This window comes from Lacinutrix iliipiscaria (assembly GCF_042686125.1).
In the GTDB taxonomy this organism is placed as follows: Bacteria; Bacteroidota; Bacteroidia; order Flavobacteriales; family Flavobacteriaceae; genus Oceanihabitans; species Oceanihabitans iliipiscarium.
On record NZ_JBHUOV010000011.1, the window covers coordinates 18,397 to 31,087 of the forward strand.

Annotated in this window: 13 protein-coding genes; 11 read left to right on the plus strand and 2 right to left on the minus strand. The window is 32.3% G+C overall.

The window, feature by feature from the left end; genetic code table 11:
• Positions 1-3,430, minus strand: a 3,430-nt coding sequence (gene porU, locus ACFS5M_RS12495) for a type IX secretion system sortase PorU (protein ID WP_379899002.1), incomplete at its 3' end; no start/stop codon positions are given.
• Between the two features lie 264 nt (positions 3,431-3,694).
• Between porU and gldJ the strand changes: the two genes are divergently transcribed.
• Entirely contained in the window at positions 3,695-5,377 is a 1,683-nt protein-coding gene (gldJ, locus tag ACFS5M_RS12500) for a gliding motility lipoprotein GldJ (protein ID WP_183490040.1), read from the plus strand.
• Between the two features lie 65 nt (positions 5,378-5,442).
• Complete coding sequence (locus tag ACFS5M_RS12505) at positions 5,443-6,720, plus strand: UDP-N-acetylmuramoyl-tripeptide--D-alanyl-D-alanine ligase (protein WP_183490042.1); 1,278 nt, start codon at positions 5,443-5,445, stop codon at positions 6,718-6,720.
• A 92-nt stretch (positions 6,721-6,812) separates the two neighbouring features.
• On the opposite strand, the gene ACFS5M_RS12510 is transcribed toward ACFS5M_RS12505, so the two are convergent.
• Positions 6,813-7,139 (minus strand): helix-turn-helix domain-containing protein, encoded by a 327-nt coding sequence (locus ACFS5M_RS12510; RefSeq protein ID WP_183490044.1) that lies wholly within the window; start codon positions 7,137-7,139, stop codon positions 6,813-6,815.
• A 97-nt stretch (positions 7,140-7,236) separates the two neighbouring features.
• Here ACFS5M_RS12510 and ACFS5M_RS12515 point away from each other — a divergent pair, with 97 nt between their 5' ends.
• The 9 genes from ACFS5M_RS12515 (at position 7,237) to ACFS5M_RS12555 (ending at position 12,610) form a co-directional block, all read left to right on the plus strand.
• Positions 7,237-7,524, plus strand: coding sequence for a hypothetical protein (locus ACFS5M_RS12515; RefSeq protein WP_183490046.1), 288 nt, complete (start codon positions 7,237-7,239; stop codon positions 7,522-7,524).
• A 5-nt stretch (positions 7,525-7,529) separates the two neighbouring features.
• Entirely contained in the window at positions 7,530-8,096 is a 567-nt protein-coding gene (locus ACFS5M_RS12520; RefSeq protein ID WP_183490048.1) for a helix-turn-helix transcriptional regulator, read from the plus strand.
• A gap of 329 nt (positions 8,097-8,425) precedes the next feature.
• Positions 8,426-8,650: a hypothetical protein gene (locus tag ACFS5M_RS12525; RefSeq protein WP_183490051.1), complete on the plus strand. Its 225-nt coding sequence runs from the start codon at positions 8,426-8,428 to the stop codon at positions 8,648-8,650.
• Positions 8,651-11,494, plus strand: coding sequence for a hypothetical protein (locus ACFS5M_RS12530; RefSeq protein ID WP_183490053.1), 2,844 nt, complete (start codon positions 8,651-8,653; stop codon positions 11,492-11,494).
• Positions 11,495-11,506: 12 nt separating this feature from the next.
• Positions 11,507-11,815, plus strand: a complete 309-nt coding sequence (locus ACFS5M_RS12535; RefSeq protein ID WP_183490056.1) for a hypothetical protein — start codon at positions 11,507-11,509, stop codon at positions 11,813-11,815.
• Positions 11,812-11,994: a hypothetical protein gene (locus ACFS5M_RS12540; protein WP_183490058.1), complete on the plus strand. Its 183-nt coding sequence runs from the start codon at positions 11,812-11,814 to the stop codon at positions 11,992-11,994. Before ACFS5M_RS12535 ends, ACFS5M_RS12540 begins: the two co-directional genes overlap by 4 nt.
• On the plus strand, positions 11,991-12,152 hold the full coding sequence (locus ACFS5M_RS12545; protein ID WP_183490061.1) for a hypothetical protein: 162 nt from the start codon (positions 11,991-11,993) through the stop codon (positions 12,150-12,152). The genes ACFS5M_RS12540 and ACFS5M_RS12545 overlap by 4 nt, the downstream gene beginning before the upstream one ends.
• Positions 12,153-12,154: 2 nt before the next feature.
• Complete coding sequence (locus ACFS5M_RS12550; RefSeq protein WP_183490064.1) at positions 12,155-12,376, plus strand: hypothetical protein; 222 nt, start codon at positions 12,155-12,157, stop codon at positions 12,374-12,376.
• Positions 12,377-12,433: 57 nt separating this feature from the next.
• Entirely contained in the window at positions 12,434-12,610 is a 177-nt protein-coding gene (locus ACFS5M_RS12555) for a hypothetical protein (RefSeq protein ID WP_183490066.1), read from the plus strand.
• The last annotated feature ends 81 nt before the right edge of the window (positions 12,611-12,691 follow it).

The window sequence follows — 12,691 nt, forward strand, 5'->3', positions numbered from 1 at the left end:
TAACGACTCCTTTTTTATAATTATCAACTTCTGTCTGGTAATAATCATTTAAAACATAAGGATTAGTTTCATCGGCATCAATTATAGCTACGATATCATGACCTATTCCACTTGCTGTATTGATTCCGTTTTCATCTTCTAGTTTTACTAATAGAGTTGGCGATTCATTGGTAATGCCTCCAGACACGAAGCTTTCATCATTCATATAAACATTTACTATTGGACCAATATTATCTTCTGGAGCATCTTCATTTATCCCTCCAATTCTAATTGTATTTTGGCTTACTCCAGATTGATCTTGCAAAGGCAATTCAGATTTGGCATAAAAACTTGCTCTACCAAAACCTACGGGAATACCAATATCTCTTGGCACAACAAAATCGACTTCAAATAGTCCATTATTTACAGAAGCCTGTCCTCTAAAGATAATTTCTCCTAAGGTTTTAAAATCTAAATAGATTACTGCGCCTCCATCTCTAGTATTATCATTTCCTAATGTTCTTCTATCAATTTCCTTATCGTATATAGTTGTAGACAACACACCGTTATAACCTGTTAGAACATTTCCTGTAAGGTCGGTAACTTCACCTGATAGCTTAACATAACTTAAAGCCTCAAGAACATCTGTTTCCTCTTCAATTGGAACATCATTAATTTTAGTTAATCTAATATTTGGTTGTGCTATAGCTAATTTCATAGCTGGATCACCAATAAAGAAAATTAATCGTCTTTGTCCAATATTTGAAATTGCTGGGTCATTTTTTGTCAACCTTAAAGCTTCAGCAATTGAAGGGTATTCATGGTCTTCATATTCGTCTGTATCATTAAATGAAAACAAATATTCTTCTAAAACCAGATTAAATGTAATACCAACACTTACAAAAATTTGTCTAGTTGTTGTAATTAAAGCTGCGGCGCCACCTTCAGGGTTCCAGAATGTAAATTCTCCTGCTGTTGGTCTTAATGGGTTATCAAATCTAGTGTATTCACAAGTTACTGTGACAAAACAGTTAAGTTTACAAACATTAGCGACTTCTTGCGCGTCAGGTTTTTCAAAAATACGTTCTACAGCCAATCCATCTTCACCACCATGTCCAAAATAATTAACGACAAGCGCGCCATTTTCAATTGCATTTCTCATGGCTTGAGTAACTTTAGGGTAACGATCTCCTCCAGCTGATGATTCTTGCAGATAGGCATCAGAATGAATTTTAATAGCGTTTAAAAAAGGTTTATTTTCAACAATGGTATTCGCCATTTCATCTGTAGTTTCCTGTAAAACTTGTTCCCAAGACTCGTCTACATCATCAGAAACCAATACGATGTTATTTCTCCAGCTTCCGTAAGATTCTTCAGAATAGTATGATGAAATTTTATCGACTAATTCTTTAGCTTGTTGTGAGGAGTTTGCTAAAATTCTTCCAACAGCAACATCTAATTTATCGGTAACTTCCATAGTTCCTTCATTCTCATCCATCATACCAAAGAAGTCATCAGAAACAAAAGAGTTTGTTAAATTAAAGCTTTCTACAGCGTGCCAAGACGGAACCACATTTGTATTGTTTGGCAATCTATCTTTATAATCGACAGAACTATCTCCAAAAAGACAAAGGTATTTGATTCTATTAGCTGGAGAGCTAGCGTTATCATAAATATATTTAACCAAATTTCTTATCGCACCAATATCTTGATTTCCTGAACTAAACTCTGTATAAATTTTATCTAAGGTGACAACTTTTACATTTAAAGCATTCCTATCTCTATTTACTTGAGCTAATCTTTCAGCCTGAGTATATAGATAATCAGGAGTAACTATTAAATAGTCTATATCTTGAAAATCTCCAGAATTGTTTAAAAAAATGGTGCCTTTTATATTTTGGTTTTCAACAGAAGTGTTTGATTCTCTTTTAGGTTCATAAAAATCAGAATCTGTAAGAATGGCATACTCCTTTAGTGTTCCTAACGAAGACGTAAAACTCATAGTAGAGCTTGCCTCTGTATTAACAGCAGTTGTAATATTATATATATCTGTAATATCCCATATTTCAGTGACATCTGTAGTATTTTCAATATTATATCTTCCTATACCTATACTTGACGCAGTCTCAAAATTTCTAAATGTCACTTGATTTCCAGAAAAACGAAGTGCTCTAGTCGCTTCAAGAGAGATATAATCTAAATAAGTGTTTGCGCTTGGATTTCCACCATTGTCATATGTTAAATTCACAGACAGATTACCTGAATTCACATTAATTTCACCATCGAAAGCATCTTCAGTTGCTAAATTAGGTTCTGAAGCGCCTACCATATTTAAGGTAGAAATGGCATTTCCGTTTACACTAATTTGCATACTCGTTGGTGTTTCTGAATCAGAAGCTACTATTACTTTAAATTTAACAGGTTTGCTAACGACTAGATCAGGAAATTCAAATTCGAAATTTTTACTGTTTTCCACATCAAATTGATCACCAAACCAACGTCGTCCAACCAGAGCTAGACTATGCTCATCAACTTCATGAAATTGATAATCCTGAAATTCATTAATTTCTAAATCAATAGGTCCTTCAGGTTGTATAAAAGGCTGAACACGTTTACCTTGTCCAGGACTGATATTTATATAGTAATATGTTTTATCTGTATATATATTAACATTGGTATTGCTTTCCTGATTATATCCTCTAGGGCCTTGAGCATAAAACAAAATATAATCGCTATTATCAAATTGCCCATCGCTTTCTCCAACAATTCTAATGGCATTTTCTTTAATATCAAGTGGATAAAATTCTGAATTTGAATACGGAATCATGTGCCCTCCATTTCCAAATAATTTAATAGTTCTTGGATCGACACTATTTGTATTAACACCTAGGCTATTCAAAAAACTTTTTGATATTTTAAAGACTCCTGTGGTATCTACATAAAATCTATACCATTGTCCAGAACCTAACACCGAATTTGTTATTTCTCTTCTATGTGTTCTTAATGTATTTGATCTATTATTAGAATTATAATTAACAGTAAAGGCGGTGATTTTTTTATACACTCCATTTTCCTTTATAATAGGAGAAATCATTAAGTAAGCGTATTGTTTATCTCGAGCTACAGAATTATCTAAGCTGTATTTTAACTGATTAGGAACTGTTTTTAAGTCCACACCTTTCAATTCACTTTTAGAAATTGTTTGATATGATACTTTAGATAAGGATACAGAAGATTCATTTATAAAATTACTTATCTTCCATTGAGCAACAAATTGAAGACCTTCGTTTAAGCTATAATTGAAATTCGCTGAATTAAACGAAGGAACTTGAATAGTATAGCTTCCATTCGATATTGTTTTATAGCCTTGCCATGTAATATTAAATGTTTTCTGCTGAGAAAAAACAATAAAAGGCAATATAAGTGAGATGACTAGTAATTTCTTTTTCATTGCATAAATAACGTGAATAATTGAATGTTATTATTAAAAAACAAACAATTTTAAAAAACGAAACAAAAGTACAATAATATTTTATAAAATTGTGCGTTATTAGAAGCACATATCAACGATAAAAACGTTAAAATCATCGTTGTAATGTTAATTAATTAGGGTGAAATGCATTTTTTTTTAATCAAATATTGCAAAATTTCTTGTAGTTTTGGCTTTAATTGCTATATTGCGTCACTCAAAACAACAATAGCTTACTTTAAAAGTATGGACATGAAAAAAGTAATAATATTATTAGTACTCGCAGTATCAGTATCTGCGGTTAGTTGTAAAAGATCTAGCTCTAAAAATTCATCTCGAGCAACAGGTTGGAAAATCAACTCAAAAGAAGGTGGTTTTCAATACAATGACAAATTTAAAGAACAAGCAACTGCTCCAGGAGTTGTTTTTGTAGAAGGTGGTACTTTTACAATGGGAAAAGTTCAAGATGATGTGATGCATGATTGGAATAACACTGCAAATCAACAGCATGTGATGTCCTTTTATATGGATGAATCTGAAGTTACCAATTTTATGTATTCTGAATACTTATTCTGGTTAAAATCTACCTATCCACCTGAAGAAGAAAATTTTAGAGCGATATATAATGGTGCTATTCCAGATACTTTAGTATGGAGAAACCGCTTAGGTTATAACGAAGTTATGACTAATAATTATTTACGCCATCCTGCATATGCTGAATACCCTGTAGTTGGAGTAAGTTGGATTCAAGCTGTAGAATTTGCTAATTGGAGATCGGATAGATATAACGAATTAAATCTTGAAAATGCTGGCTATATAGCTAAAGATGCAAAATTAACAGCAACTTCAGATTCAAATTTCAGCACAGATACATATATTAATTCACCTACAAGTACTTATGGTGGTTCAGACAGTATATTAAATCCTGAAAGATCTAGACGTCGTGTACAAACAACTGCATCTGGAGATACTATTAATAAATATGCAACAAGAGAAACTGGAATAATTTCTCCAATGTACAGACTCCCAACTGAAGCAGAATGGGAATATGCTGCATTAGGAATGTCAGACGTTCGTAGTTATAATGTATATAGAGGCCGTAAAAAATACCCATGGTCTGGTCAATATACGCGTACTGGAAAACGTAAGGTACGTGGAGACCATTTAGCAAACTTTAAACAAGGAAAAGGAGATTATGGTGGAATTGCTGGATGGAGTGATGATGGTGCAGATATCACCAAAGAAGTTAAATCTTTTTCACCAAACGATTATGGTTTATATGATATGGCAGGTAATGTTGCTGAATGGGTAGCAGATGTTTACAGACCTATCGTAGATGACGAATTTAATGATTTTAACTACCATAGAGGTAATGTTTATACTAAAAATGCAATTGGTGAAGATGGTACTGTTAAAATTGTAACATCTGATGAAATCGTGTTTGACACCTTACCAAATGGTAAAGTTGTTGCTAGAGATCTTCCTGGTGAAATTGCTCAGGTTGGTGTAGATGAAAACGAAACTTACTTAAGAACTAACTTTGATAGAAGTGACAACCGTAACTTTAGAGATGGCGATCAGCAATCTTCTAGACAATATGCAGATAATTTTGATGAAGAAGATGAAGGTATAGAAACAGAAAGTGCTGATATTACTAGACTAATGTATAATTCACCTAAACATAATATCGACAGAGATTCTTCTGGAGCTATGATTCGTGAATACGATAAATCTAACAAGCGTACTTCAATGATTAACGACGAAGTTCGAGTTTTTAAAGGTGGTTCATGGAAAGATAGAGAGTATTGGTTAGATCCAGCTCAAAGACGCTACTTCCCACAAGATATGGCTACTGATTATATTGGATTTAGATGTGCTATGTCAAGAGTTGGTTCAAAATCTCAAAATAAAAACAAAACAAAGAACTAATAAATTCTTTTATAAAATAAAAAAGTCCTGACTCTTGTCAGGACTTTTTTTTATACTTTTATTTTATGAAGATAGATCAACTACATCAACTGTTTTTACAATGTGAAAAAGTAAATACAGATACTAGAAAAATAGAGCAAAACAGTATGTTTTTCGCTTTAAAAGGCAGTAATTTTAATGGCAATGTTTTTGCGAATCAGGCTCTAAAAAATGGTGCTAAATATGCCATTATTGATGAAGAAGAATATCAAACTTCCAATGCCACTATACTTGTAGAAGACGTACTACTTACACTGCAACAATTAGCTACATACCATAGAGACTATCTTAAGATTCCAATATTATCGCTAACAGGAAGTAATGGAAAAACAACTACCAAAGAATTAATTAACACTGTTTTGTCAAAAAAGTTTAAAACGGTGTCAACCTTTGGTAATCTAAATAATCACATTGGTGTTCCTTTAACATTACTTTCTATGAACAAAGAGACTGAGATTGGTATTGTTGAAATGGGAGCTAATCATATTAAAGAAATTGAATTTCTTTGTCACATAGCAAAACCAGATTATGGTTATATCACCAACTTTGGCAAAGCTCATCTGGAAGGTTTTGGAAGTATTGAGGGTGTAATCAAAGGTAAAACCGAGCTATATGACTACTTAATTAAAAATGATAAACATATTTTTTTTAATGCTGATGATGATATTCAAGTGAATAAACTAAGTCCTTATATAAATAAAACAGGCTTTTCTCAACTCAAATCAGATTATTATACTATTAAACTCATTGACGCAAAACCCTTTGTGAAAATTAAAATTGAAGACCTCATAATCACTTCAAATTTAATAGGGAAGTACAACTTTACCAACCTTTGTGCGGCAGTATTAATTGGAAAATATTTCAATATAGATCCTAAAGAAATTAAAGAAGGAATTGAAAGTTATTTACCTAAAAATAATAGGTCACAGATTATAAACAAAGGAAATAATAAAATTATTCTGGACGCTTATAATGCAAATCCAACTAGCATGGAAGCCGCTCTAACCAATTTTGCAAACTTAAATGACAAAAATAAGATGGTTATTCTGGGTGACATGTTTGAATTAGGTAATGAATCTGAAAAAGAACATCAGATTATTTCTCAACTAGTAAAAAATTTAGGTTTAGAAACTGCCTACTTAGTTGGTGAAAATTTTCACAAAACTAAGTCCAACTCAAATTTTGTTAAAACCTTCAAGTCTTTTGAAGATTTTAAATCAGATTTTAAAAGCCCCTCTCATACTACAATTTTAATAAAAGGCTCAAGAGGTATGGCTTTAGAACGAATCCTAGAATGTATTTAAATAAAAAAAGCTTCTCTTAAAAGAGAAGCTCTTGTGGGCGACAAGGGATTATAAGAACAGAATTAACACATTGATATTCAAGGGTTAATATTTTAATTGTGTCGTTTTTGTGTCATTATTTTCTTTAGAGACCTTAATTTATCTTCAATATCGTTAATGATTATTAAAGGATCTGAGTCTAATTTATAGGTTGAAAGCTCTTCGTTTACGATATTTTTTGAGGGCCTATCAAAAAACAATTGATATAAATCTGTGTCAGGAAAATAACCAACAGCCTTCATTATAAAGTCCGCGCTTGGGCTTTCTCCGTTTAATATTCTACTAACATAGCCTTTATGCAGATTTGTATCTTCTGCAAATTTAGATTGCGTCACTTTTTTTTCTTTCAGAATCAATTTGAATTTTTCACCAAATTCCATAAGCAAAATGTTAAAATTTCACAATATGTGAATATTTTGTTGTTTTATTCACTTATTGTAAATATATTTGACAATAACTTTAAACAAACATATATAATTGACTACAAATATAAACAAATTAAGGACGCTATACGATATGCAAGTGCATACCGCTAAAAAAGTTGATACCCTTTTAAGTAATCATTTGCCTTTTGGATATACTAAAGTTATCAAGGAAAGGGCTTTGTCTAAGGGTTTACTTTTAAAAACTCAGCGCGTAAGAGAGGTGAAGTCATTACTTCAAAAAGACTTACAAATATTAAATCTATTAATTGAGTTTGCTCAAGAAAACCAAGCTGTTGCGGAAGCTGGTGAAAAAAAATTAAAAAGCTTACTTGAAAACTAAAATTTATGACAACAAACACAAACCCACGTATCTATCCAGGATTAAACGACTCTTTTGTAGAGTTTTTTAATCATAACAACCAAGTAAAAGCCTTTGTAAATGGCAAAATGCTTGATTTAAAAGAAGTTCCGTTTTCTTATCATCAAATAATAAAGGAAGCTTTAAATGATTTGCCCGAAGCCAAAAAAGTATTAAAAGAATGGTTTCCGAAATCAGAAACACATCAGCTTCAAAAATTCATAGAATGTCGTTTTGGAGGATTGGATTTTACTCCAGACATAGAAGACTATAAACTACAGCCAGGTGAATATTGGGACTGCCCATTAAGAGGAAACTGTAAAGGCGAAGGCAAAGTTTGTCAGCCGCTTATTTATAATAATAACCCATTAAGCTTTAAAGAAATAAAACTATTAAAATTATTAATCACCAATGATACTAATGAATTAATTGGAGATAAATTAAATGTACCAATGGGTTCGCTTCATAAGATGAAACGAATTCTGTATGCTAAATTAGGAATCCAAACCAAGCAAGGTGCCGCAGAGGTGGTAAGGAGTTTAAATTTAGCTTAACGTATTTATGGTGACTCATAAATAATCGTTCTTTAAAAAGCTTCTTTTGAAGCTGCGTGTTGTTTAACCGCCATCTAGGTGGCGGTTTTTAAAACCCAATATAAATGATACCTACTATAATCGCTTACATGTTTGGACTTTTAACGGTCTTCTATGTGCTAATAAACAGAAATAAATGGAAACTATAAAAACCATAATATTAACAGTAATAGCTATTGTCGTTTGTGTGTATGTGATTGGTTTAATAACAATTTTCTTTTGTGTTATTATAGCGTCACACGCAGATATAAAACCTAGAGGAGTTAGTATAATTAATAAAAAAACAAAAGATGAATCATCAATCAAAAATTAATTTATTACGAAGCAGAATAATTCAAATTAGAAATTCTGACCTGTTTAATGATCAAGAAAAAATTAAACTAATACGAATAAATAGAGAAGAATTAGTAGCGACACAGTTTTTGCTTGCCGCACAAAGAATTAATCAAGTGAAAGCTAATCAACAGTTAAAAAATAACCAACCATATCAATTTTCAAATACTTTAAAAAATTAAATGGCCTACGTAGACTATAAAGATGTGCTAGAAGCAACAAATAAAGGCTTGGATATTATTGTAATGTATTATCCAGATGCAGCTGAAGCACTTTCTAGAAGAGATAAAAAATTTAAAGCTAGAGGTTCAGAGAAAACAGCGTCTGCTTCTATACGTTTAAAAAACGGAAGCTATCATGTTACAGATTTTGGAGGTGATCAAAAAGAACGTAACGCCATAGGTGTTTGTATGTTAGAAACTAACAAAGAGTTTGGCGAAGCTGTGCAATATTTAGCTAGTATTTTCAAGGTAAAAGGCTCTAGTACCTGGGCAGAAATAAAACCAGAATGGACTACAAGACCATTAAAAAAAGACGAACAACCAAAAGATTACGAAGTAGAACCAAAAGAATTTACTACAGAAGAATTAGCTTCACTTGGACCAAAGGTTACTGCGCAAAACTGTAAAGATTTTAATCTGGTTAGTGTTAAACAATTCACATATTGTAAAGCAGACGTTGCAAGCATCACAGGATCTACTGCAGACTATCCAATTTTTGCTTTCGATTATCCGGAATGGTCTAAAATTTACCAACCATTAAGCTACGATAAGTCTTACCGTTTCCGGTTTCTTGGAGAGAAGCCTAAACGTTTTATGTATGGTTTAGATCTGCTTAAAAAAGCTTATAAAAAACAAAAGCAAAAGCATGAAGAGGATTATGAAGCTGAAATAATAGACAAACTACCGGACTCTAGAATAGACTATGTTTTTATAGTGTCAGGCGGAAGCGATGGTTTAAACATGCGAAGCTTTGGATATTATCCGGTTTGGTTTAATAGCGAAAGCGAAAAACTAAACTTTCAAGAATATCTAGAATTAAAAAAATATGCTAAAGAGATTATTTATGTTCCAGATCTAGATGCTTCAGGATTAAAACATGGGCTAGAAATTTCCTTAAAATATCTAGATGTTAGAATCATGATGTTGCCACATTATTTAACCTTACGCAAAGATAAACGAGGTAATTCTTGCAAAGATTTTAAAGATTTTGTTACTCATTTTTATAAAAAAAACGACGATGCTAGCTTTAATTCTCGATTAAATAAAATTGTAGACAATGCTATACCTGCTCAATTCTGGACAGAAAGCTACACGAAAGCAGGAAAAAAATATCATTTTAGAAACACACAGTTTTACAATTTTTTAAAACTTAATGGTTTTGGACGAATTAAAGACGACTACACTAAAGATGGTTACCATTTTGTGCATGTAGACGGAAATGTAGTTAGAAAAGTTCTACCTGTAGAGATAGAACATTTTGTTCATCAATTTCTAAAAGAACGCCAAGCTCCTATTGCTTTAAGAGATTTAGTATATGCGCAACAGTTAAGTGTTACCAGGTTAAATAAATTAGACACCTTTAATATTGAGTTTTCGTCTGCAGACAAAGATCATCAATACATGTTCTTTGAAAATGCTGTCCTTCAAATATCTAAAGACGATATAAAACTTCAAAAACGTGGCGAGCTCGACAAATATATTTGGGAAAGCAAAATGCTAAAGCATAATATTTATTTACAAGACAAGCAATTTGAAATTAAAAAAGACAAAAATGGCAACGAGGACATTATTATTCATAACAAAGAAAATATGTTCCTTAATTATCTAACCAATGCATCACGCATTCATTGGCGTAAAGAATTAGAAGAGTCTTTAGATAATTTAAAACCTTCAGACAGAGAAGCGTATTTAAAAGCACATAAATTTAATATAGCAGGACCAAATTTAACTGCAGAAGAAATTTACGAGCAAAAGCTTCACCTAATAAATAAAATATATGCATTAGGTTATATGCTGCACACGTTTAAGAGTCCACAAAAACCCTGGGCTGTTTATGCTATGGATAATAAGTTGGCAGATATTGGAGAAAGTCATGGTGGTTCTGGTAAATCTGTGTTTCAAAAAGGCATCCAACAGTTGCTGTTAAAAAACCATTATATACCAGGAAGAGATCCTAAAAAAACGAGTGATGATTTTATTACACACGGCATAACTCCAGATACAGATTATGTATTGGTAGATGATTGCCATCAGCATTTAGATTATGGTTTTTTCTTCAGTTGGATAACAGGAGATCTAGAAGTGAATAACAAAAACGGTTTGCGTTTTGTAATTCCGTTCGACGAAGTACCAAAAATGTGTTTCAGTTCTAACTATCCGCCAAACAATTTAGATCCTTCATTGGCTAGGCGATTGCTTTATATTGTTTTTAGTGATTATTATCATTTTAACCTAGAAGAAGAATATAAAGAATCGCGTTCTGTAAGCGATGATTTTGATGGAAAATCTTTATTTAAAGATTTCGACGAGCACCAATGGAACTCATACTATAATTTTCTTGCAGAATGTGTAAGCTTCTTCCTTTCTAGAGAAGAAAAAGTTAATCCGCCAATGGCCAACGTCACTATGCGAAACTTATTAAGCGAAATGGGAGCAGCTTTTAAAGATTGGGCAGATGTGTATTTCCAGAAAACTAACGTCACCAACCAGTTATTGTATTTAGACAAGGCGTTTGTAAAAGACGTGGCGTTTGAAAGTTTAAAACAAAAAACAGGCGCTAAATTTTCGGCTTATAAATTCAAAAAACGTTTGCATGCTTATGCAAAATATAATGAGTGGGAATTTAATCCAGCAGACACTGAAGGTATGCAAAAAGATGGTCGCATTATGCAAAAGGTAGATGGAGAGCTTCGCGAAATGTGCTATATAAAAACAACCAACGCCAAAGCATCTGAAGCTATTAAAAAAGCATCAGATAATACAAATAATTCTAAAGATGAAATAGACAACGATTTACCATTTTAAAACCTAAAATTTATGACATCAATAACAACAACAAAAGGAGAGCAAGTCATCTTAGACGTTAACGTTAAGTTGCGCAAAGCCAACAGTAAAGACTTTAATGAAATTGTTTATAAAACGGAAAAAGGAATAGGCGTAAAACAAATTATTCAGCCAAAAATAGGGCAGCCATATTGGCTAAAAAGTTTAAAAACGGGCAAAATAGATAACCGTAATTATCGGATTACCGAAGATACAGGCTGGCCAGAATTTAAGCAGTATTTACGCTTAGAAATGGTTTATGTGCCAGCTGGATATTTTGAACTAAAAGATGCTGACTTATGAAAAATTACACAAACTTAGATTTGGCAGTGGCGGTTGGTAATTGCATTACCGCTCATGAGGTTTTTAAACTGTCTAAAATAGTGGCTTTTATCTGGGCTTCAGGAGAGTCTATAAATCGAGAGTTTTATACGTTTTTAGCGTTAAAACGTCTTGAGAAAATATATGACCACCAAACATGAGTAAAATAACCTATATAAAAATATCAGGAAAAACAGAAGAGTTTATCCTGGATAAAAAAGAAATTAATTGCATACCTGCAGCAGCTTTAAAACCATGTGTTCCAGAAGATCAATTTTCAGAGCTTGAAAGCTGTAGGGTTTGCGGTAAAATGTTTTAGATATGTCTGGAAACAAAAACAAAAACATAGCATTTAATTATTTTGGAGGGAAATTCTCATGGCTAGAACATTTGTATAATTACTTTCCTGATAATCTAATTCATTTAGTAGATGTATTTGGAGGTTCGTTTGCTGTGACTCTTAATTATGAAGGTAAAGCTATAAAAACAGCCAATGAAATAAATAGTAATATAACTAATTTCCATGACTTACTCGATGCATAGCAATTCCCTGACCGTTGGGAGTGCATGAGTGATGCGGGAGTCTTTAAAATTTTTATCATGAAATTAAAAGAACAACTTAACAAATTAGAAACAAACTTAACAGTTCATAGTCATATTATAAATCTCATAGACGAAGGAAATGATATTCGTTCTATAAGAGCTGTTTGTGTAAATATGATTAATTATACTGGTGAACAAATAAAAATATTAAAAGCGGAGCATCACGACCTTTAGGTCATGCACTCCCAACGCTCCCTGTGTATGAGGCGTTGAATTTGCGAGGGGTTGAGCTTGCTCAAAACCATAAAGCAAAGA